At 64.6% G+C, this 21,291-nt stretch carries 18 protein-coding genes, 1 other RNA gene and 1 pseudogene; 4 read left to right on the top strand and 16 right to left on the bottom strand.

Annotated elements, in window-relative coordinates; all coding sequences use genetic code 11:
- Positions 1–19: 19 nt before the first annotated feature.
- The 3 genes from ACCQ06_RS07940 (at position 20) to ACCQ06_RS07930 (ending at position 1,989) form a co-directional block, all read left to right on the top strand.
- Positions 20–427 (top strand): hypothetical protein, encoded by a 408-nt coding sequence (locus ACCQ06_RS07940; RefSeq protein WP_104614595.1) that lies wholly within the window; start codon positions 20–22, stop codon positions 425–427.
- A gap of 66 nt (positions 428–493) precedes the next feature.
- Entirely contained in the window at positions 494–1,486 is a 993-nt protein-coding gene (locus tag ACCQ06_RS07935) for an MBL fold metallo-hydrolase (protein ID WP_316691636.1), read from the top strand.
- 143 nt (positions 1,487–1,629) lie between these two features.
- On the top strand, positions 1,630–1,989 hold the full coding sequence (locus tag ACCQ06_RS07930; protein ID WP_316691635.1) for a hypothetical protein: 360 nt from the start codon (positions 1,630–1,632) through the stop codon (positions 1,987–1,989).
- Positions 1,990–2,079: 90 nt separating this feature from the next.
- Here the strand turns inward: ACCQ06_RS07930 and ACCQ06_RS07925 are convergent, their stop codons facing one another.
- The 7 genes from ACCQ06_RS07925 to soxR all read right to left on the bottom strand — a co-directional run bounded on the left by ACCQ06_RS07925 (position 2,080) and on the right by soxR (position 12,913).
- The gene (locus ACCQ06_RS07925; RefSeq protein WP_316691634.1) at positions 2,080–3,597 is read right to left on the bottom strand and encodes a tryptophan halogenase family protein; all 1,518 of its coding nucleotides are present in this window, start codon (positions 3,595–3,597) and stop codon (positions 2,080–2,082) included.
- A 41-nt stretch (positions 3,598–3,638) separates the two neighbouring features.
- Positions 3,639–4,667 (bottom strand): cupin-like domain-containing protein, encoded by a 1,029-nt coding sequence (locus ACCQ06_RS07920; RefSeq protein WP_316691633.1) that lies wholly within the window; start codon positions 4,665–4,667, stop codon positions 3,639–3,641.
- Between the two features lie 4 nt (positions 4,668–4,671).
- Positions 4,672–5,433, bottom strand: a complete 762-nt coding sequence (locus tag ACCQ06_RS07915) for a SapC family protein (protein WP_228324255.1) — start codon at positions 5,431–5,433, stop codon at positions 4,672–4,674.
- 430 nt (positions 5,434–5,863) lie between these two features.
- A complete protein-coding gene (locus ACCQ06_RS07910; protein WP_170068498.1) occupies positions 5,864–9,019 on the bottom strand; it encodes a TonB-dependent receptor in 3,156 nt (1,051 codons plus the stop codon).
- Between the two features lie 724 nt (positions 9,020–9,743).
- Positions 9,744–11,750 (bottom strand): M1 family metallopeptidase, encoded by a 2,007-nt coding sequence (locus ACCQ06_RS07905; RefSeq protein WP_316691632.1) that lies wholly within the window; start codon positions 11,748–11,750, stop codon positions 9,744–9,746.
- 210 nt (positions 11,751–11,960) lie between these two features.
- Positions 11,961–12,037: non-coding RNA, sX9 sRNA (locus tag ACCQ06_RS07900), on the bottom strand.
- Between the two features lie 429 nt (positions 12,038–12,466).
- A complete protein-coding gene (gene soxR / locus ACCQ06_RS07895; protein ID WP_316692520.1) occupies positions 12,467–12,913 on the bottom strand; it encodes a redox-sensitive transcriptional activator SoxR in 447 nt (148 codons plus the stop codon).
- Between the two features lie 97 nt (positions 12,914–13,010).
- On the opposite strand from soxR, the gene ACCQ06_RS07890 reads away from it, so the two are divergent.
- Entirely contained in the window at positions 13,011–14,381 is a 1,371-nt protein-coding gene (locus ACCQ06_RS07890; RefSeq protein ID WP_316691631.1) for an MFS transporter, read from the top strand.
- A 473-nt stretch (positions 14,382–14,854) separates the two neighbouring features.
- On the opposite strand, the gene ACCQ06_RS07885 is transcribed toward ACCQ06_RS07890, so the two are convergent.
- From ACCQ06_RS07885 to pdxH, 9 genes and pseudogenes are all read right to left on the bottom strand, one after another.
- Entirely contained in the window at positions 14,855–16,021 is a 1,167-nt protein-coding gene (locus ACCQ06_RS07885; RefSeq protein WP_316691630.1) for a glutathionylspermidine synthase family protein, read from the bottom strand.
- Position 16,022: 1 nt separating this feature from the next.
- Entirely contained in the window at positions 16,023–16,595 is a 573-nt protein-coding gene (locus ACCQ06_RS07880) for a DUF1190 domain-containing protein (protein ID WP_104614486.1), read from the bottom strand.
- Positions 16,596–16,608: 13 nt separating this feature from the next.
- Entirely contained in the window at positions 16,609–17,013 is a 405-nt protein-coding gene (locus ACCQ06_RS07875; RefSeq protein WP_115513533.1) for a DUF350 domain-containing protein, read from the bottom strand.
- Positions 17,014–17,047: 34 nt separating this feature from the next.
- Entirely contained in the window at positions 17,048–17,725 is a 678-nt protein-coding gene (locus tag ACCQ06_RS07870; protein ID WP_193552497.1) for a YjfK family protein, read from the bottom strand.
- The gene (locus ACCQ06_RS07865) at positions 17,722–18,804 is read right to left on the bottom strand and encodes a potassium channel family protein (protein ID WP_228324250.1); all 1,083 of its coding nucleotides are present in this window, start codon (positions 18,802–18,804) and stop codon (positions 17,722–17,724) included. Before ACCQ06_RS07865 ends, ACCQ06_RS07870 begins: the two co-directional genes overlap by 4 nt.
- Positions 18,805–18,832: 28 nt before the next feature.
- Positions 18,833–19,606, bottom strand: a complete 774-nt coding sequence (locus tag ACCQ06_RS07860) for a PspA/IM30 family protein (protein WP_011037963.1) — start codon at positions 19,604–19,606, stop codon at positions 18,833–18,835.
- A gap of 12 nt (positions 19,607–19,618) precedes the next feature.
- Positions 19,619–20,035 carry a YjfI family protein gene (locus ACCQ06_RS07855; protein ID WP_104614482.1) on the bottom strand — a complete coding sequence of 139 codons (417 nt, stop codon included), beginning with the start codon at positions 20,033–20,035 and terminating at the stop codon, positions 19,619–19,621.
- A gap of 139 nt (positions 20,036–20,174) precedes the next feature.
- Positions 20,175–20,568, bottom strand: a pseudogene (locus ACCQ06_RS07850) (GNAT family N-acetyltransferase); the annotation flags it as partial.
- Between the two features lie 20 nt (positions 20,569–20,588).
- Positions 20,589–21,188, bottom strand: a complete 600-nt coding sequence (pdxH, locus tag ACCQ06_RS07845; protein WP_055849447.1) for a pyridoxamine 5'-phosphate oxidase — start codon at positions 21,186–21,188, stop codon at positions 20,589–20,591.
- Positions 21,189–21,291: the final 103 nt, after the last annotated feature.

The raw sequence follows: 21,291 nt of genomic DNA, 5'->3' as shown, positions 1-21,291 counted from the left end.
TTCCATCGCCAGGATCGGCATGCCGTTTCCCCATCGCTGTCGCCATGCTGTCACCGCTGCGCTGCTTGTCGCAGTGTCCACTGTCTCCACTGCCGCGATGGCGGCGACGCCGGCCGCCGCGGAAGACGTCAAGGCCTACGCACTGCAGCTGTGCCTGGAGCAGAACTACCAACGCAGCGGCCGGCTGGAACCCGACCAACTGCGCGACCGCTCGTATCTGCTCACCACCTACGCGCTGGACAATGCCAGCCCTGGCGCCACCGGGCGATTGCAGGCCTTTGTCGCGCAACAGACGGCGAACTATCACCGTGGCGAGGTGCCGATGAAGGACGAAGCACGGCGCGGTCCGTTCACCACCATCTTTGCGCAATGCATGGCGTTCTATCACTCACCCGCGCTACGCGACTTTGTAGCGAAACAACGCTGAGTCTTACCGGAGCGACGTGTTTCGATCGCTGCCGACATCCTGCCCCCCGATGATCCCGGAACCGCGATGACCAGTTTCACCAATCTCCGCAGCCGCCGCGGTGCGCTCAAGATCGCACTCGGTGCCGGCGCATTGCTGGTAACAGGCCAACTCGCCGCCGGTGCCCGCAAGGCGCATGCGACCGACGGTGCGGCACCTGCACCCTTTCCGGCCAAGGGCAGCGTGCTGGTGCTGCTCGGCACCAAGGGCGGGCCAACGCCCTCGCCGCTGCGTGCGGCGGCAGCCAATGCACTGGTGATCGACGGGCAGCCGTACCTGATCGATTGCGGCAATGGTGTGGCCCAACAGCTGGCCAAGGCCGGCATCCGCCTCCCCACGCTGCGCGATATCTTCCTGACCCACCATCATTCCGATCACAACGCCGACCTGCTCACTGTGGTGTGGCTGGCCTGGGCCAGTGGCTTGCAGACGCCAGTGCATCTGTATGGGCCACCGGGCATCGGCAAGATGGTGGATGCGTTCGTCGAAATGCATGCCATCGACATCGAGGCGCGTATCCGCGAGGAAGGTCGCCCGCCGTTCAAGCAGCTCATCCACGTGCACGAGTTCGACCACGCCGGCACCGTGTTGCAGAACGATCAGGTCACGGTGACGGCCACGCTGGTGGACCACTACACGCTCAAACCGGCGTTCGCCTATCGCTTCCAGGCACGCGACCGCACAGTGGTGTTCTCCGGGGACACGCGCTACCTACCGGCGCTGGCTGCATTCGCTCGAGACACCGACATCCTGGTGCATGAGGTGATGTATCTGCCTGCGCTGGAAAAGATGCTCAAGACCAACGACAACGCCCCTACCTTGTTGGACCATCTGCTCAAGAGCCATTCCACCAGCGAAGAGGTTGGACGGATCGCCGCCGCGGCCAATACCAAGATGCTGGTGCTCAATCACTTCGTGCCTGGCGGCGATCCCAGCATCACCGATGCGATGTGGAGCGAAGGCGCGCGCAAGCACTACGCCGGGCCGATCGTGGTCGGCGCCGATTTGATGCGGCTGTAGCCGGCGGAACTACACTATGCGTCAAAACAATGTTGCGCAGACTTTAGAATAAATCCAAAATTTAAGAGATCGAAAAAGTCAAATTTCATTATTTTAGTTACCCGTTGCAGGGCATTTCGCAGGCCAAAATAATGTCGCAAGATATGGAACCACCCGTTGATCCAATGCAGGAAAATCGCCGTCTGCGCGCGTCGATGGAGCGCATGCGCTCTAACCAGCGGCTTGCTCGCAGCGGTGTACTGATCGCAATGTTCGCCGGCATGGCGTTTTTCCAAGTCCGACATTTATTCAAGGACAACGCGTTACTGCTGATCGGCGTACTTCTGTCGACGGTGAGCGGCATCATTATCGTACTAACGGCGCTACCATTTCTGCGCAGCCCCTGCCCAAAATGCAAGCGTTCCTATCATGGTCCAGCAGTACTGCTCCGCTCGGCGGAGCAGCCAGCACCTTGCAGGCATTGTGGCTTCCAGATCAATCAGCACGTTTCCCGTTACTCCTGAAACGCAGTGCACCTAATCGCCTTCATGTCGTGATCTTTGGTTGGAGCACGCAGGCATCTTAAGGTGTGGGGAACAAGCAACTAAATATCCTTACATAGCCACCCGCCTGCGCCCACCCCACAGCTGCTCGTCAGCCTTGCAATAGCGCTCGATAAACTCCTGCTGCGACGGCATCTGCTCCACCACACGTTGGATCGGCTGCGCAATGCCATCCAGCAGGCGGCGCAGATCGGTGTCGGACAACGCCGCTGCCAGCGGATGATGCTGCAGCGGCACGATGCCCTGTCCCAGCAGTACATGCGTCCAGGAGTCCACGCGAAACAGTTCATCGGTGCCTTGCCAGGCATGCGCGCGCTCGCGCCAGGCACGCAGACGCAGGCGCAGCGAGTCGGGCAGTTCCATGTCGCGACACTGCTGCCACAGCGGCTCGTCGCGCTGGGTGGCGTGGTAGTGCAAGGTGACGAAATCGCGCACGTGCTCCATCTCGGCGCGGCTGATGTCGTTGAACACATCGACCTGCGACGGCGCGATGCCATCGGCCGGGAACAGCGTAATCAACCGCACCACCGCGGCAATGGTGAGATGGATGCTGGTGGATTCCAACGGCTCGATAAAGCCGCTGGCCAGGCCGAGCGAGACCACATTCTTGTTCCAGGCCTTGAGCCGTCGCCCGGTGCGGAACGGCACCAGCCACGGCTCCTTGACCGGGGTTGCGGCCGTGTCGCGCAGCAGCTTGGCGTGCGCCTCGTCATCGGACATGTGCTGGCTGGAAAACACCAGCCCGTTGCCAACGCGATGCTGCAACGGAATATGCCAGCGCCAGCCCGCCTCATGTGCGATGGCGCGCGTATACGGCACCGGCGGCCCTACTGCTTCGGTCTGCACCGCCACCGCGCGGTCGCACGGCAGCCAGTGGCTCCAGTCTTCGTAGCCGGTGTGCAGCGTCTGCTCGATCAACAGACCGCGGAAGCCCGTGCAATCGATGAACAGGTCGCCTTCGATCACCTGCCCGTCCTCCAGCACCAGCGCGGCCACATCGCCGCTATCCGGCTGCAACGTCACCTGCTGGATCTTGCCCTCGACACGCGTGACCCCGTACGCTTCGCTGCGCGTGCGCAGAAACCGCGCGTACAACGCCGCGTCCAGGTGGTAGGCATAGTTGACGGCCGGCTCGCGTGGCAACGCGAAGCGGTCCAGCCGCGAGGCCACGGTTTCCAGGCAGTAATCGCCGAACGCGCCGGGCATGCCGCGGCGCTGACTTTCCAGCCACAGATGATGGAACGCGCACACCAGCGTGCTCTGGCCGGTAATGCCGAAGGGGTGGATATAGCGCTCGCCCTGCCGGCGCCAATGCTCGAACGAGATCGACAGCTTGAAGGTGCCGGCGACCGCACGCAGAAACTCCTGTTCGTCGATCTGCAAAAACCGATGGAAGGTGCGGATGGGCGGCACCGTGGATTCGCCCACCCCCACGGTGGCGATCTGATCGGACTCGACCAGGGTGATGTCCAACAAATCGCGAAATTGATGCGACAACGCACAGGCCGCGATCCAGCCGGCGGTGCCGCCCCCGGCGATGACAACCTTGCGAATCCTGGCCTGGTGCACGGCGTTTTCCTGTCAGTGGGAGCACAACACGATGGAGGCGATCAGCGATTGAGCTTGCCGATCAGCATGGCGCGCAGCTGGCGCGCGAGTGTGGGGTCGATCGGGCCCAGCACCTGGCGCGCGTGCTCGGGCAGATGTTCGCCGGCACGCTCGGCAGGGCCGAACACGTAGTAATCGAACAACGCACGCCAGGCGGCCTTTTCCGACGCCGGGCGGTCGCGGATGGCCCACAGCGCGTGATACAGCGCCTGCATCGGTGCAGGCAGCTGCGCAGGCGCCGTGCTCCACCAATAATTGACCAGGACATTGAACGGTTGCAGCGACTGCACGTGGTGCCACCACATGCTGGGGATGAAAATCGCATCACCCGGCTCCAGCACCGCCGTGCGTGCCTGCGACAACGCATCGGCCATGCGCGGATAGCGCGCAAGATCCGGATTGGTCACATCCACCATGCTCACCACCTGCCCGCCCGGCGTGGGCTCCAGCGGGCCCGGATACAGATTGGCCACCTGCTCGGGCGCAAACAGCGTGAAGCGCCGCTGGCCTACCGCGCACACCGCAACGTTATTGGGCGCATCGAAATGGCAGGAGGCGATGACCCGGTTGCCGATCCAGATGCTGGGCGGCACGGCGTTGCCGTCTGCGCTGACATCCAGCGCATTGCCTGCCGCAAAACCCGGCAGGTGCGCATCGATCGGCAACGAGGCCAGGTAATACGTGGGCGGCTGCGGATCGTCCAGATGCGCGTCGATTGCATCCAGCAGCGCGCTCAAGCTGCCGCGCTGCACCTCGAAGTTGAGATCGCTGCAATCGTCGCGATAGAACGGCCTACCGCCGATGTCCGGAGCGCCATACGAATACTGCAGTGCCCGGCCGGTATCCATGCCGCGCAACTGTGCCATGGCCTGCGATGTACCACGCTGCGCTGCCTGCACCAGCGCCCAGTCGCGCGCCACCCCGCGCAGCACCAGCGGCTGCGCAGCCGCGCACAACTGTGCCAGCAATGCCGCATCCGGCTGGCAGTCGCTGCGCTCGGGCAGCGGGGCGATCGATGACAGTGCGCGCATGCGATCAGGCGTGTGCTGCGGCTGCCGCAGCGGCCTGCGCGTGCTGGAGCCGGCGCTGTTTTTCGCCCATCAGCCGGCGCAGGTTGTACTGCGAGGCCAGCATCAGGAAGGCACCCTCCAGATACCCGGCGTGATGCAACTGCTGCAGGGCGGCACCATCCAGCGCAGCCAATCGCTCGCGGTCGATGCTGTGCAACCCTTCCAGGTGCACGCCATGGCTATCGTCGAGCACCATATCCAGCTTCACCGGTTGAATCAGGCCCAGCGCATCGAATGCCGCGCACATCGCCTGCACCGCATCCATGCCGTCACGGATGCCGCGCAACACGCTGATGATGTGCTCCAGATACGCACTGTGCCCGCCCTGCGGCAGAAACACCGGCTCGCCGTCGGCGCGACTGATGCGCGGGTGCTCCAGGTCGACATGAATCACCGGCTCCTGCACCAGCGCGCCATCGATACGCTGCTCCTGAAACCCGATCAAAAATGGCCCCTTGGCGACGATGCCCGGCAGGTAACCGGCATTCCAGCGGCCGTCCTGCAGAAACAGGTTTTCATCGGGCGCAAAGCCCAGCAATGCCACCGACTGATAGGCGCCGGTGGCCGCATCCTTGCGAAAGAACAGCGGGTATTCGCGTTGCAGCTCGGCGTACTCGGTGACGAACGCCGGCACAAAACCCACCGCATCGCCAAATTCGGCACCAAAGCGCAGAATCACGCGCAGATCGTGGTGCGCCACATTGTTGAGCACTGCATATCGCGACATCTAAGGCTCCAGCAGTAGCCGGCGATGGGCACTGCACTGGTCGGGGGATCGATCACGCGACGGCATGCCGCGCCTGCTGCCCGCGAGCATTGCCAAAAAGTGCGAAGCCGGCAAGCGGCAGAGCAGCATGCGCTGGCGGAAGGCAGACGAAGGTGCGTCGATTGGCGGACACGTCATCCGTCCGCCGGTTTCGCTTCGATGACGCAGCGCACCTGTGCCGACTGTTGCGCTCGCCTGGGATATCGCTGCCGGATGACGCGCGCGGCCTGTGTGGCTGGCGCCGCAGCGTCTCGCACGCACATCCCACTGACGCAATCGCAAGCGCCGACCGCGCAGAGGCAATCTGCGCGGCAGCCGGCGTGCACCAAGGCACACACCGGCTGCGCGTCTGCAACGTCCTGACGTCAGAACGTCAACCCGTGCGCTTCACTCAGAACGCGTAACGCACGCCCAGCGTGTAGCGCGGCTGCTGGTCGATCAGGCGGATCATCTGCTTGTCCGACCGCCCATGCCACCGCACGTCTTCGCCGGTCAGGTTGATCGCCTCAAAGCCCACCGACAGCTGCTTGCTGAAGCTGTAGCTCAAGCTCAGGTCCCATTGCTGGTAGGCCTCCACGTAGTACGGATTGCGGTTGGCGCCGTCCTGGTTGGCGGCGATCAGATACTCGTCACGCCAGTTCCAGGCCAGACGCGCGCTCCAACCGTACTTTTCGTACATCAGCATCACGTTGGCGGTATCGCTCAAACCGAGCAGTGCGAACTGGTCGCGGTCGATCACCGTGTTGTCGAAGCCCACATCGCCCTCGACGATGGTGTAGTTGGCATAGATACCGAAGCCAGTGCTGTCGAAGAAATACTGCCCGCCCAGTTCCCAGCCATGGATGTTGGCCTTGTCCTGATTGACCGGCCGCGACACATCGAATTGATACAGCGGGTCGGAAGCATTGCCGACGATGTCGTACGCATTCTCCAGCGCAAGACTCTGCGCAGAGCTGCCGTTATAGGCGGCCAATCCACCGGTCGCCGCAGCGTTGCGCAACAGCGCCATCGCTGCGAACAGCGAGGTATCGTTGGCCGAGCAGGCGGCCGCTGCGTCATTACCGGCCGCGCCAACCTGCGCTGCGCAGGCACCGCTTTGCAGGAAGGCCAGCGCAGACTGCGCGTCTGGTCCCGAGGTGGGATCTCGCAGCCCGTACAGCGATTCGCGCGACACCGTGTTGCCGATGAAATTGCTGACGCGCTTGTTCCAGAACGTGGCCGAGACATAGCTGGCATCGGCGAAGTACCACTCTAGCGCCAGATCGAGATTGTCCGATTCCAGCGGATCCAGCGTCGGGTTCTGCGAGCTGCCGGAGGCACGGGTGGAAGGGTTGATCAGGATCGATCCGCTCGGTGTATTCGGCGTCGGCCCGGCGATCAGGTTGTTATAAGGCGCACGCGCGATCGTCTGGCCGAACGACGCGCGGCCTTTCAGCTGATCGGTGATGTCGATGCTGAAATCGAGATTGGGCAGGATGTAGTTGTAGCTGGTCTTTTCGCTGAAGGGCTGCTGCTCGGTGGAGCGCAGCAGCTGGAAGTCGTTGTTGGCCTGCCAGAGCAACGCAGTGGGCGTGGCCACCTGCGAGGTGGATTCCACATCGGTCCGCTCGTAGCGCAAGCCCAGTCGCGTATTGGTGGTCATGCCGGAGATGTCGCCCTTCAGTTCCAACTGCACATAGGCGGCGCGGGTCTTCTCTTCCACCTGGTTGTCGGCGCTGTACTGCGGGTTGTAGCGGGTGGTGGCGCCATACTGGCTACCGCCCCACAGGGCCAGCTGGTCGGCATCGCCACGCCAGGCATTGGGCGCCGCACCGTTGGCGTTGAAGTCCTTGAACATGCCGGTGATGCTCACCGGGCGCAACAACGCCTGCATGCCGGGCTCGTTGCCGGCATTGGCCACGCCCCAATCGCCGAGTGTCGAATAGGTGTCGCTGGTCAGCCGGTTCATGGTGGTGTTGGCCGTACTCACACCGAACTGGAAGCGCCCGTCGTCGAAGTCGAAAGTGCCATCCATGCGCCCCTCTTTGATCTCGGTCACCTGCGATTGGTAGTAGATGCGCAGCACCTGCGAGCCGAGTTCGGCGGGGGTGAAGTCCGGGTTGACCACACCGTTGGTGCCGGCCAGGGAATCGGCAGCGGTGGGATACCAGGTGCGTGCGCCGATCGGCAACGAATTGTTGAACGAAAGCTCCTGTCCCCATTGACCGCCACAGGACGGGCCGTTGACGCAGTTATTGGTGCCGGCGAAGCTGAAGTACGTGGCACTGCCGCCGGTGGTCGGGTCGTTGGGCATGCTCTTGGTTTTCGAGTTATGCGCATCGAAGGACAATTGGAAGCGGTCGCTCACCTGCCAATCGGCATTGAAGCCGAGCGAGCCGAGCGTGTACTTCTGCTCGTTACGCTGCTGCTCCATGCCGAAGTCCTTGGCACCGTTGGGTACATCGCGCAGATACACCGGCGTTGCCACCGCCTGGCCAGTATCGAAGGTCAGATCGGTGAAGCTGTTGGCGCGTTGCAGCCAGATGCCCTGTTCGCCGCGTTCTTCGCGGATTTCATTGGACGAGTAGGTGTAATCCAGGGTCAGGGTGAGGCTGTCGCTCGGGGCGAATTGCACCACCGCCTGGCCGTTCATGCGCTCGCGCTGGAAGTCGGCGAAGGCATAACGCAGGTCGTTCGGCATGCCGTAGAGCTGGCCGATCTGCGGTGCGTTGGTCACGACCGCGCCCGGACGCAAGGCCGGATCCGTGCCTGTCCAGGGCTGGATATTCCAGGTGTTTTCGGTGGCCTGCACCGAACCGCCATGACGCTTCTGGTAGCTGGCGCTCAGGCCGATACCCAAGGTCTTGTCCGGGTTGGTGTAGCTGAAGATGCCCGACACTTCCGGGGTCAGCGAATCGCCGAACGGCTGCGAGCGGTCGGACACCATCTTGGCGCCGGCATTGGCCACCACGCCCTCGTGATTGAACGGCTTGTCGGTCTGGATGTTGATCGTGGCGCCGATACCGCCGCTGGGCGCAGTGGCGCGGCTGGTCTTGAACACCTCGATGCCGGTGATGGCTTCGGAGGCGAGCTGGGCGAAGTTGAACGCACGCGTGCCCACATCCACGCCACCGATCGGCGTCTGCCCGGGCGCACCGAAGGCGTCGGCACCGGGAATCAGGCGGCCATTGAGCGTGACCGTATTGAATTGCGGACCGAAGCCGCGTGCGGTGACCTGCGCACCTTCGCCATCGCGGCGTTCGATCGAGATGCCGGTGATGCGTTGCAGCGACTCGGCCAGGTTGGTGTCCGGAAACTTGCCGATATCTTCGGCGCTGATCGCATCCACCACACCGGCGGCATCGCGCTTGATGCCCATCGATTGGTCCAGGCTGCTGCGGATACCGGTGACGTTGACGGTATCGAGCGTGGTGGCGGCGTCGCTGCTGGACCGCGGCGCGGGTGTCGGCGGCGCGACGTCCTGCGCAAACGCGGGATTGATGACCAACAGGCCGCCAACGAAGGTGAACATGGCCTTCGACTTGAAGCTGTTCAACGTACGACGCATCGATATGTCCTCGGGAGTGGAGTCCAACCGCCTACGGCCGATGTCGCGGCATGCGACACGGCGAAGTCATGACCACCGCCCGGTAGGCGATGGAACAGCACTGCTGTGAATAAGGTCCCCTAGCGCGCATGCCACCGATCGCCCCTTCGATCCGCGGCCTGCGTTGTGCGTTGCATGCCTGCGGCTGACAGCGCCGACACAGGTGGTGTCGGTGACAGCTGCGCAACGCATGCCATGCACGGCGTGCCGGCCAGTGATAGCGCTAACACGCCACGCAGCCTAGTCAGGCGAGAAAGGGCTTGTCACCGTGCGTTGCAGCATAGTGATGGGCACGCACTGTTACAGCCGATACGGCAGCCGCTTGAGCCCGCATGCAGTCTTCAATGGCAGTGCGGCTGTAAGCGTTATCATCGGATTGCGCAAAAACCGGCAGCAGGCGCAGCGAAACTTGCACAATCAAACTGCCGCAACAGCGTCGCGCAAGGCGACTGCGCAAACGGCGCATCGACGACAACGTGATTGCGTCAAATGCGCGATGCACACGATGGCCATGCAGTGATGGCGACCGATGGTGTGGCGCTGGACATCAGTGCAGCGTTGACGGATGCATAAAGAAAAAACGGCGCAATCTTCGCAATCGATTGCGCCGTGTAGCGCGGTTGCCGCGCGCGTCAAGTGCGCGCATCGGTCAGCGGGATCGTCAGCCCGCGCGCGCTGGCGACGGTCAGCCGATCACATCCACGCGATCGTCGCTGCGGTCGGCATCCGGCAGCGCATGATCCGGGTCCAGAGTCACGTGCAGCACTTTCTGCGTGGTGGGCAGCGTCAACGTCGGGGCGGTGTTCTGCAGCCAGGTCTCCACCGGCACGCGACGGTCCAGGTGGCTGCCGTCGGCCAGATCCACGCGCACGGTGACCGGCATCACCAGCTTCTGCCGGCTACGCAGAGTGAGCTGCAGCCCCTTGGCCGGGTCGTGATCGACGTACTGCGCGCGGGCGATACCCATGTCCAGCTGCCAGTTATTGAAATACCAGCCGCGCCACCACCAGCTCAGGTCTTCACCGCTTTCGCTTTCCATCAACCGGAAAAAATCCGAAGGCGTGGGATGTTTGTAAGCCCAGGTGGCGATGTATTTGCGAAATGCCGGATCGAAGCGCTCCGGCCCCAGAATCTGCTCGCGCAGCAACACCAACCCCAACGCGCCTTTGAAATAGGTCAGCGGATGACGGTAGGTTTCGCTGGTGGCATCGGCGATATCCATCAAGGTGGGTGCCGTGCGGTCCGCCAGCAACGGCAGGATTTCATCGACCGGGTTTCCGCCCTTGGGCGCATATTCCGAGTCGCGCTTGGGCGCGTATTCGCCCTTGTTGAAAGCATCCGATGCGTACACATCGATGAAGGTATTGAAGCCTTCGTCCATGAAGGCATGGCGGCGTTCGTTGGAGCCGACGATCATCGGGAACCAGGTGTGGCCGATCTCGTGGGCAGTGATCCAGAACAGGTCCTTGCCGCCGTCTTCGAAGCCATCGAAGACGATGCCCGGATACTCCATACCCGCGCCATAGCCGCCCAGGTTGATCGCAGCCGGCCACGGGTACGCATACCACTGGGCAAAATGTTCGATCGCACCTTTAACGTATTCGGTGGAGCGGTTCCATTTATCCGCGCCCACACCTTCCACCGGGTACACCGACATCGCCAGCGACTGCTTGCCGCCCGGCAGGTTGATGCGTGCGGCATCCCAGACGAACGCAGGCGATGCGGCAAACGCGACATCGCGCGTGTGCTCCATATGGAAGCGCCAGGTGCGCGTGCCGTTGCCTGCCGGCGCCGCTGCGCGTGCGGCGACCTCTGCAGGCGTGCGGATCAGCACCGTGCGGTCGCTGTCGCGCGCCTGTTGCAGACGTTGCTGCTCGGCGCGGCTGAGCACCTCGGCCGGGTTGGTCAACGCACCGGAGCCGGCCACCAGAAATCCATCCGGCACGGTCACCGCGTAATCGAAGTCGCCGTACTCCAGATAGAACTCCGAGCCCAGATACGGTTGCGTGTCCCAGCCGCGCAGATCGTCGTACACGGCCATGCGCGGGTACCACTGCGCAATTTCGTAGATCTCGCCCTGCTTGCTGGCGCTGTAGGCGGTGCGCCCGCCCCAGGTGCCGGGAATGCGGTAGCGGTAACGGATCTGCAGCGTCAGCGCCTTGCCCTGCCCGGCCAGCGGCTGCGGCAGATCCACCCGCATGCGGGTGTCGTCCACCACGAAGTGCACGGGCTGGCGGCGGCCATCGCGCTCGATCTCCACGCTGGCGATCTGCATGCCCTCGGTGAACTGGGTGCGCCGCGATGGACGGCTGGCCGCCGCGCGCGCGTCGGCGCGGTACATGTTCTGGTCCAGCTGCAGCCACAGCACGTCCAGCGTGTCCGGGCTGTGGTTGGTGTAATGGATGGCGGCGGTGCCGCTGAGCGTGTGGCTGGCCGGATCGATGCGCGCGTCGAGCTGGTAGTCGGCACGGTTCTGCCAGAACAACGGCCCGGGCACGCCACTGCCACTGCGGTAGGCATTGGGTGCATCGGGCAAGTGCAACGGTGCGAACAAGGCCAGTGGATCGAAAGGGCTGGCCGGTGCGGGTACTGCGGTTGCGGAACTGGCTGGTGCGGGAGCGGCAAGTGCGGGCGCGGCAACGCATGCCAGTGACAATGCAACGGTAAGCGATCGGCGCACGGTGGGGGTCATGCGAAATCCTGCGGCGTGGGGGGCTTCCATCCTAAGGCGCGGCGCGCCGCGCGCGGGAATGCCATTGGTCCCGGATGGCGCTGCACGATTCCGCAGCAGCAGCGCTCCGCTCGACGATCTGTGCGACGGCCATGCCGGTGATGCTGAGAACCGCTACCAAAACCAACCCACGCCTGCCTATCGCAGAGCGGCTGATCTGCGGCTTAGAGTGGCTAACAAAACGTAGCGCGTAGTCGTCAGGTGGGTGTGGACGGCGCGCTCAGAACCTGAGTGTACGAGGGGTACATGCCGATTCCGAGCACCGGCCGCGCCCGCCTGGCGGTGAGCACAGTCGTTTTGTTAGCTGCTCTTGGTTGCAGGGCCCTTGCCCACCTACCATCGCGGGACACGCTGCAAGTACGTCCGTTTAAGCGCTTACGCGGCATCCATGCCGCGTAAGGTCCCGCAAGGGTGGGCGGGCAAGGACCAGTCGGGATGGTCGGGATGCATGGCGTTGAGTAAAGCAGCCAGCAAACTCTCTGGTGCGGTGTCCTCGCCGCTTGCGGGGCCGTGTGGCGGCATGGACGGGTTCACGGCGTGACCCGCGAGCGACGAGGGCACCGCGCATTCGATCCACTCAGCGTTTGACCTGGACTTCTGACCGCATCCACCAAGACACGGCCGACAACACCAGACTCACCGCCAGGCGCCCGCTCGCTACGTTTTGGTAGCCGCTCTTATTCCGGAATCAAGCTGCCCAGTCGCAAAGCCCCCTCACCGTCCGCGCCGAGTGCGTCGTCCGGATTGCTCAAGCGGCAGCGCTGCAACGACAGGCAGCCGCAGCCGATGCAATCGGTGAGCTGGTCGCGCAAGGCCTGCAGTTCGCTGATGCGCGCATCCAGCTGCCCGCGCCAGCGCGCGGACATGCGCGCCCATTCCGCGCGCGTGGGCGTGCGCTGATCCGGCAATACCGAGAACGCATCCAGCACCTGCTGCAAGGGCACCCCGAGCCGTTGCGCGACACGAATCACCGCGATGCGCCGCAACACATCGCGCGCGTAACGCCGTTGGTTGCCTGCAGTACGCAGGCTGCGGATCAGGCCTTTGCGCTCATAGAAATGCAATGCCGACACCGCCACGCCACTGCGCTTGGCCACTTCGCCCACCGACAACTCACGCTGCATTGCCTTGACCTCAACCTTGGTTGAGGCAGGATGCTGCGCGGCCATGACCGACGCAAGCGCCACGGTCACGCCCCTGCTCACTCGCTCTGGATGTTCGATGCCCAACGATACCGCCCTGCCCGCCACACCGCCCCACCCCGCGCACCCCACCTCGATCCTGGCAGCGCCGTATCGCGCCGCCACACTCGGCATGGTCGCGCTGGTATCGCTCAATGCCTTCGAGTCGCTGGCGGTGGCCGCCGCCATGCCCACCGTGGCGCGCGAGTTGAACGGCTTGCCCCTGTATGCGCTGGCCTTCGGCGGCACCCTGGCCACCAGCGTGGTGGGCATGACCGCCGCCGGGCGCTGGAGCGACCGTCGCGGCCCCGGCGGCGCGCTGGGCGTCGGGCTGCTGTGTTTTGTGATCGGGCTATTGATCGCCGGACTGGCGCCGAGCATGCCGTGGCTGATCGCCGGGCGCCTGTTGCAGGGCCTGGGCGCCGGCGCGTATTCGGTGGCGTTGTACGTGATTGTCGGGCGGCTGTATCCGGAAGCGTTGCGGCCACGCGTGTTTGCGGCATTCTCCGCCGGCTGGGTGGTGCCGTCGTTGATCGGGCCGAGCATCAGCGGGTTGATCGTGCAGCACGTGGGCTGGCGTTGGGTGTTTCTGTCGGTGCCGCTGCTGGCGATCCCGGCCGGACTGATGCTGTGGCCGGCATTGCGCGGGCGGAGCTGGACCAATGCGGATCCGGCCGCGCCGACTGCGTCGCTGGGCTGGGCCATCGGCGCGGCATTGGGCGTACTGGGCGTGTATCTGGGCGGTCAGTTGCACGGCATGACTGCGCTGGGCGCGATGCTGCCGCCGCTGATGCTCACGGTGTATTGCGCGTGGCAGCTGTTGCCGGCCGGCACGCTGCGGCTGGCGCGCGGGTTGCCCAGCGTGATCGCGCTGCGCGGCATTGCCGCGGCGGCGTTCTTCGGGTTCGAGGCGTTCTTGCCGTTGCTGCTGTCGCGCGAACGCGGGCTCACGCCACTGCTGGCGGGCGTGGCACTGAGCGTGGGCGCGCTCGGCTGGTTCAGCGGTTCGTGGTACCAGGGCCACAGCCGCGCAGGTTGGTCGCGGCCGCGCCTGCTCAAGACCGGCGCGCTGCTGATGACGCTGGGCATCGTGATCGGCGCAGGCGCGGTGTGGCCGGCGATTCCGGTGCCGCTGGCAGTCGCCGGCTGGGCGCTGACCGGCCTGGGCATGGGCCTGGTGTATCCCAGCCTGTCGGTGCTGACGCTGGCCTTGTCGCCACCGGCGCAGCAAGGCGCCAACAGCTCTGCGATGCAGCTGAGCGAAGCGATTGCCGTTGCCGGCATGCTGGCACTGGCAGGCGCGCTCTTCGCCGCGCTCTTGGCGTCGGCACCATGGGCGGCCTACCTGAGCGTGTTCGCGCTGGCCTGGTTGCTGGCGATGGCGGGCTTTTTTGTGGCGCGGCGGGTGTGACGAGGGCTGCGTGGTTGGCGCGGTGAGTCGTGGTGCCGAGATAGGCCGATGCCGCATGCGCATCGGATCGACGCGGATACGTCGTGCATCGGGCAGGCCTTGCGCAAACGATCATGCCCGGTTGGCCGACTGCATCCGCAGTGACATCGCGACGCAGAGCCGATCAAGGACTTTGCCGACCCTGCCGAGATCGCTGCGCAAAACGCTCCTGATCGCCCACCGCGAGCGATTGGTCATTTTTTCGCCACCCATCTTGACAGCGTTGCGGGCCGGGGCCTGCACGCAGTTGTCCACAGCCTTGTGCAAGTTCCATCCACAGGGGGTGTGGAAAACCTGCGCTGCGTCGCACAGCGCGCAGGGCTTGCGCGCAACTGCGGCGTATGCAACGCAAATGCCGCAGTTGCCTGGACACGCGTGATGCGCATCGTCGGTACGACCACATCGCCTATCTGCAACGCGCCGACGCGTTGAAATCAGTCCACGATCACATGCGGCACGAAGCGCGAGGTGTCGCGGGTAATCGGGCCATCGTCGTCGCGCATGCCCAACCCGGCAGGGCGATCGGCCACCACCCAACTGCCCACCAGCGCATGGCGGCCATCGAAGACCGGCAGCGGGTGGTGCGCCTGCAGGATCGCCGGGCCGTCCACATACGGGCCATCGGTGTGTGCGGCCTCGCCTTGCGCAGTGACCAGCGCGATGTTGGCGCCTTCGCGCGAGAGCAGCGGTTTGCGTACCCAACCGGCGGCGGGTACCTCGCCGGCCTGCGCAAAGCGCGCTGCCAGCAGATTGGGATGCCCTTCATGGCGTTCCCACAGCAGCGGCAGGATGCCCTTGTTGCTCAATACCGATTTCCATGCCGGTTCGATCAGGCGCACGCGGTTGGCGATCAACGCCGGGCCGAAGCGCTCTTCCATCATGAATTCCAGCGGATACAGCTTGAACAAGGTCTGGATCACGCGGTCCTGGTCATCGGTGAACCAGCCTTCGGCGCTCAGGCCGATGTCTTCGATGGCGACTTCTTCGGTCGCAATGCCGACCTGATGCGCGCAATCGCGCAGATAACGCACGGTGGCGCGGTCTTCCAGCGAGTCGCGCACCGCCGAAAAATGCATCTGCGCACCCAACGCGCCATCCACCGCCAGCGCGCCCAGCGTTTCGCACAACAGATCCTGGATCAGGTTGTATTGATCGGTGCCGGCGGGCAGCACGCCGGCGGCGATCTGCTGCTCCAGCCACAACCACTGGAAATACGCAGCCTCATACAGCGAGGTGGGCGTGTCGTAATTGAGCTCGTACAACTTGGCCGGGCCGTTGCCGGAGTACGCCAGGTCCATGCGGCCATACAGATGCGGGTCGCGGTTCTTCCAGGAGCTGGCGATCCAGTCCCAGTAAAACGGCGGGATGGCCAGCTTGGTCAGCAGCGCCTCGGAGCCGACCACTTCGTCCACCAGCTGCATCGCCATGTCGTGCAGGTCTTGGGTGGGTGCTTCGATGTCGTCTTCGATCTGCCGCAACGAAAACGCGTAATAGGCGCGCTCGTCCCAATACGGCTCGCCGTCGATGGTGTGGAAATGGAAGCCGAGCGACTCGGCCTGCGCGCGCCAATCCGGGCGTTCGGCAACTGCGATACGTTGCATGTCAGCCGCCGAACCCGGAACTGCGCCCGCCGCTGCCGAACGAGCTGCGTGCCGCCGCGCTGGAGCCAAAGCCCGAGCGCGACACGGTGATCGCGCGCGTCGGCATGTCGATCGCGCCGCTACGCCCGCGTACGGTGCCGATGCGATTGCTGGCCAGATCGCCATTGGGCTTGTAATAACCGCCGCTGCGGTAATCGCGATACAACGGAATCGAACCGCCATAGCGATAGCCGCCACCGCCGGTCATGTTGCCCAGCGCGTAACCCAGCAAAAAACCGCCCATCGGCGGAATCCAGCTCTGCTGGCCCTGGTTCTGCACCGCAGTGCAGCTACCGAACTGTTCGTCGCACTCGTAGCGGGTGTTGAAACGCGGCGCGGCCTGCTGGTGCTTGGCCACCGCCTCGTCGTAGGCCTTGAGGCATTGCTGGATGTCGTTCTGTTCCTGCTTGACCTGGTAGCAGTCGGAAGCCGACTGCAGCACCACGCCGGTTTCTGGCTCCGAGCCGCAGCCGGTGACCAGCGCGGCCGGCAATGCCGCCATCAGGGTGAGCTTGAGATTGCGTGATCGCTTCATGGCGCAGGCTCCGTTACGGCGTGATCGCTGCGGCGTTGATCAGGCCAACCGCAATCGACACGCCGGCAGAAAAAATACCGGCGGCGGCGACGTTGTCGGTGATCTGCCGCGAGATGCGCCCGGCCACCAGGTTGGCCAGCAGATACGCCACCACCTGGATGCCGCAGGCGACCACGCCCCAGATCAAGGCATCGATCAGACTCACCGAATGGGTGATGGCCGAATGCAGCGGCAGCGCCACCCCAATGAGGTTGCCGGCCAGTGCGGTGGCGGCGGCCACATTGCCTTGCCGCAGCAAGGTGAAATCCTTGTGCGGGGTGACCAGGGTCACCAGCACCACCGCGACGATCAACACGCCCAGGCCGGTACCGAAGTAGGAAAGAAACGCGAGAAAACTCTGCAGATTGATCGGATTCATGACAGGACCGGTTGAGTGAAGGGCGAGCGCGCGCTCAGGTGATGTCCAGATCGGCGACGGTGACGTCGATACCGACTGCGTAGGTCACGCAGAATTCGTTGGGGCCGGAATCCTCGCCGGTCACCAGCAAGAATTCTTCGCGCTGCAGCTCCGGCACGTCGCGGCTGTAGAGCATGGCGTAATGGGTCAGGTCGCCATCGCGGCGCGGCGGCTGATAGCGGTACAGCACCTCGTCGTAGGCGATCGGCGGGATACGCGCACTGTCGTCGGTGGATTGGGTGGCGCGCTCCCAGCGTTTGCCGGCGTACTCGATCTGCGCCGCGCCCAGGTGCGGGTGCTGCATCACGAACTCCTGAAACGCCTGCTTGCTCGGCGGGTTCACCGTCTCGCAATACACGAACGCCTTCATCGCCTCCAGATCGCCGCCCACGGTGGTGACCTGCAAAAACGCATCGTCGTCCAGATAGAACCGGTGCAGCGAATAGCCATCGCCCAGATTGACGTGGCCATAGCACGGGATGCCCTGATTGCCGCCCGGCAACTCGGCGGTCATGGCATCCGGCGCCATGCGGTACAGCGTGGTATCGATGGCCACCTGCCCCCCCACGCGCAAGCCCAACGGCAGTGCGTGCCCGATGGCGCCGGTGCCGGAGCTGGGCAACGGTGGCGGTTGCGGTTGGCCGAACAACTTGCTGAAAAAACTCATCGTCAGACACCTTGTGGCGATGCAGGAATGGGGGCGGCCGAAGCACGCAATGCCTGCCACGCAATCGCCTGCGCAGGCACCCGCTGTTCGGCCAGGTAATACAGCATGGCACCGCCGGCGACAGCGGTGCGTGCTGACGGATTCAAGCGCAACGCGCCATCGGGCGCACGCAGGCCCAGCAGCAAGGCACCGCGCTGGCTGAAATCGGCGGCGAGCCGGCTGTAATCCAGCGCATCCACCTCCGCAGGCACGGCAAGACTGAACTGGGTGGGGCCATCGTCCACCGACAACAACTCGGCGGTGATGGCGGCACTGCCCGGGTCCTGCGCGGCGCGGGCCAGGATTTCGGCGGTCATCGGGCGCGTGCACTCGATGGCCGGGTAATGGTGATTGACCAGGCGCGCGGCGCTGGCCGAGTCGAAGTGCGCCACCACATGCGCGCGCGGCGCATGCGCCATCAACGCGAACACCGCCGCCAGGGTCTGGTCGTCGGACGGTGGGTTGACGATCACCCGCGCCGCGCCCGCAATGCCGGCGCGCAGATACACCTCGGTATGCGTGTACGACTCGGCGGCGACAAAGCGCATATGGTCGGGCATCGGGTTTTCAGCGACGCCTTCGGCGATCAGCACCACGCCTTCGTCGTCGGTGGCGGTGTCCGATAGCAGCAGCTCCAGCAAGCGCGTGGAGGCAGTGCCCTGCCAGCCGATCAGAATGGTGTGCCCGGTCAAATCGGCGTAGGCCATCTTGCCCATGGAATGGCGCCTCCAAAACGTGATGAGGACGCCGCTGGTCTTGGCCAGCACCGTGGCGAACAACGCCACTGCGCCCGGCATCAACACAAACGCGGCGATATAGCGCCCGGGCACCGAGCCCGGCGACAGGTCGCCATAGCCGATGGTGGTGGCGGTAGTCATGTAGTAATACGGAAACGCGTCCAGACCGACGAGCTTGTGCTCGCCGGCCAGCCACAGCAACGCCCAGCTCAGGCCCATGTGGGCCAGCAGCGCCAGCGCCACCATGCCCCAACTGACGCGGCGCACGTGGCGCCGCAAGACCCGGAACAGCTTTCCAACAATGATCATGGCGCGTCCTGTGCCGTGGCGTTACGGGTCAGCTGTCGCTGCGGGGAACCTGCTGCACATCGCGCACCTGCCCGATCAACGGCGCGGTCCCGCTGGCGGTGTCGTGGCCGAGTTGGGCGGCCGGCTTCTTGAAGCGTGCCAGCACCGCGGCCGCATTGGATTCGCCTTCCATCAGGCCGGCTGCGGCCAGACGTCGATTCAGATCGCCATCGCCGGTGGACGATTCGAGCTCTTCGGCCGATTCGATGCGGGCGGAGGTTTCGGCCTGGCGCGCCTTGATGCGCTCCAGCGATTCCAGTGCCGAGCCCATCTTGCTGCTGGCACCGGAATGCCGCGCAGCGATGGCGGCCTGCGCCTTCTGCACCGCATCGGTCGCCTTGACGGTATCGATCTGCTGGCGCATGCCGCGCAGCTGGTTTTCGGTCTTCTGGATGGTGGCCTTGAGCGTCACCACCGATTGGTCCAGCGCTGTCTTGGAGGCCTTGTCGCCGGCGTCTTCGCTTTCCAGCGCGGCCAGCTTGACCGCCACGTCGTGCGCCAGTGCCTCGTCGTTCTTCGCCAATGCGCCTTCGATGTAGCGGGTGTATTCGGCCATCTTGCCGGCACGTGCGTCGATCTTCTGCTGCGCCAGCTTGCTCTGCGCCATCAGTTTGGTCAGCTCTTCGCGCGAGCGCGTCAGCTGGGCGCCGGCATCGCGCATTTCCTGGTCCAGGATGCGCAACGCATTGGCGTCGACCGCTTTCTGGCCGGTTTCGTGTGCAGTACCACGCAGCAGCGTGATCAGTTTGGAAAAAATACTCATGACAACACGCCTTTAGGAAAAGAACGGCTTGAGAGATTCGGCGGCATCCAGCGTATTGGCCGCCAGGGTCTGGATTTCCTCGTCGATCTGGTCGAGCGTGGACGACGCCGACAGCTCGCCGAAGACCACATAGCTATCCTTGCCATCGACCTGGACCAGGCCCAGGTTGGACAACGGGTTGAGCGGATTGAGCCGCAGGCAGGCATCGTTGAACGCTGCGCGGTCGTTGACCTGGTCGGCGTTGGCCAGCAGCGTGGAAACGAACACCTGCGAGCCGGAGGCGGCAACCTGGATCTGCATGTCGCCGTGGTCGGCCAGGGTGAGGTTGATGGCCGGCTCCAGCCCGTCGATCAGTTCGACCTCGATCGGCTCGCCGCGGTAGCGCTCGGCCAGCAGGCCGTGCAATTCGACAGTGGTGTACTGCGTCATAGGATGTCCTGTCCTTCGGTCATGGGGCGATGTGATGCAGCAAGAGCGTGCAATGGGCGGACATACTACAGACTGTCTGCGACCGGCAGAAAGGGCCGCAAGTCCGCTGGTCAGGCAAGCTGCAGGCGGAAGCAGCCCCCCGTTCAGTTGGCTCGAAACCGCACGCCGCATGCGCCGCCTGCGCGTCGCTGTCTTCCAGCCGCGCATCGGAGGCCAGCTCCGCGCAGCCCCGCTCCCGGGTCCACTGGGCCGCCGCTGCCACCAGCGCACGACCGAGTCCGCGGCCGCGCCAGGCCGGAACCACCTACCCCCCGTTCCAGAAAGCCAACCGGGGTGCTTTCGGTGCCATTGACGTAGTCGTGGCGCACCGATAGCTCGGCAAACTCCGGTGCCGCATCCGCGTCGTCTACTGCCAGCAGATGACTGGCGTCCGAGCGCACGAGCGCCGCCTGCAGTTGGTCCGCGTCATCGTCGGCATCCGGCCACAAGGCCAGGCGCAAGGCCCGCGCATCGGCACCGACCGCCGCGCGCACCCGCCACCCGGCCTGCGCACTCACGGATACAGCATGCGTTTGGTCCACCGGCTGGCCGCATCGGCCTCGTAGCGCCAGCGCTCGTGTAGCCGGAACTTGGCGCCGTACCAGAACTCGAACGCCTGCGGCACCACCCGGAAGCCGCCCCAGCCGTCCGGACGCGGCACCTCGCGGCCTTCGAAAGTCGCTTCGACCTTGGCGATCGCCGCATCGAACTCCTCGCGCGAGCCCAGCGTCTGCGATTGCAGCGACGCCCACGCGCCGATCTGGCTCATGCGCGGGCGCGAGGCGAAATACGCGTCCGATTCGTCCGCGCTGACCAGCTGTACACCGCCTTCGATACGCACCTGGATGCCGGCTTCGCGCAGGCTGCGCCACAAGAACAGCAGCGCCGCCTGCGGATGGGTCTGCAGATCGCGGCCCTTTGCGCTGTCCAGATGCGTGTAAAACACGAATCCGCGCGTGTCGAAGGCCTTGAGCAACACGGTGCGCGCGCTCGGCCGCCCGTCCACGTTGGCGGTGGCCACGGTCATTGCGCTGGCTTCCAGTTCGGCGCTGTTCTGCGCCTCGGCATACAACGCGGTAAAGGTGGCAAGCGCTTCTGCGTACAGATCGGGCATGACGGTAGGTGGCAGCAGGAGAAGCGCCCATTGTGGGCGCATTGCACGCGCTTGTCGCATGGCACGGCTGTCGCCGCCTGTGCAATTGGCATTGCCATCGGCG

The organism is Xanthomonas sp. NCPPB 4467 (assembly GCF_041475665.2).
Lineage (GTDB): Bacteria > Pseudomonadota > Gammaproteobacteria > Xanthomonadales > Xanthomonadaceae > Xanthomonas > Xanthomonas dyei.
Note: the sequence above shows the minus strand (reverse complement) of the source record. Positions and strands in the feature narration are given on the sequence as shown.

What these genes read in the sequence shown, in the direction of transcription:
- ACCQ06_RS07940 (WP_104614595.1), top strand. Translation starts at nt 20, where the DNA reads ATGCCGTTTCCCCATCGCTGTCGCCATGCTGTCACCGCTGCGCTGCTT.
- ACCQ06_RS07935 (WP_316691636.1), top strand. Translation starts at nt 494, where the DNA reads ATGACCAGTTTCACCAATCTCCGCAGCCGCCGCGGTGCGCTCAAGATC.
- ACCQ06_RS07930 (WP_316691635.1), top strand. Translation starts at nt 1,630, where the DNA reads ATGGAACCACCCGTTGATCCAATGCAGGAAAATCGCCGTCTGCGCGCG.
- ACCQ06_RS07920 (WP_316691633.1), bottom strand. Translation starts at nt 4,667, where the DNA reads ATGCGCGCACTGTCATCGATCGCCCCGCTGCCCGAGCGCAGCGACTGC.
- ACCQ06_RS07915 (WP_228324255.1), bottom strand. Translation starts at nt 5,433, where the DNA reads ATGTCGCGATATGCAGTGCTCAACAATGTGGCGCACCACGATCTGCGC.
- ACCQ06_RS07910 (WP_170068498.1), bottom strand. Translation starts at nt 9,019, where the DNA reads ATGCGTCGTACGTTGAACAGCTTCAAGTCGAAGGCCATGTTCACCTTC.
- ACCQ06_RS07905 (WP_316691632.1), bottom strand. Translation starts at nt 11,750, where the DNA reads ATGACCCCCACCGTGCGCCGATCGCTTACCGTTGCATTGTCACTGGCA.
- soxR (WP_316692520.1), bottom strand. Translation starts at nt 12,913, where the DNA reads ATGCAGCGTGAGTTGTCGGTGGGCGAAGTGGCCAAGCGCAGTGGCGTG.
- ACCQ06_RS07890 (WP_316691631.1), top strand. Translation starts at nt 13,011, where the DNA reads ATGCCCAACGATACCGCCCTGCCCGCCACACCGCCCCACCCCGCGCAC.
- ACCQ06_RS07885 (WP_316691630.1), bottom strand. Translation starts at nt 16,021, where the DNA reads ATGCAACGTATCGCAGTTGCCGAACGCCCGGATTGGCGCGCGCAGGCC.
- ACCQ06_RS07880 (WP_104614486.1), bottom strand. Translation starts at nt 16,595, where the DNA reads ATGAAGCGATCACGCAATCTCAAGCTCACCCTGATGGCGGCATTGCCG.
- ACCQ06_RS07875 (WP_115513533.1), bottom strand. Translation starts at nt 17,013, where the DNA reads ATGAATCCGATCAATCTGCAGAGTTTTCTCGCGTTTCTTTCCTACTTC.
- ACCQ06_RS07865 (WP_228324250.1), bottom strand. Translation starts at nt 18,804, where the DNA reads ATGATCATTGTTGGAAAGCTGTTCCGGGTCTTGCGGCGCCACGTGCGC.
- ACCQ06_RS07860 (WP_011037963.1), bottom strand. Translation starts at nt 19,606, where the DNA reads ATGAGTATTTTTTCCAAACTGATCACGCTGCTGCGTGGTACTGCACAC.
- ACCQ06_RS07855 (WP_104614482.1), bottom strand. Translation starts at nt 20,035, where the DNA reads ATGACGCAGTACACCACTGTCGAATTGCACGGCCTGCTGGCCGAGCGC.
- pdxH (WP_055849447.1), bottom strand. Translation starts at nt 21,188, where the DNA reads ATGCCCGATCTGTACGCAGAAGCGCTTGCCACCTTTACCGCGTTGTAT.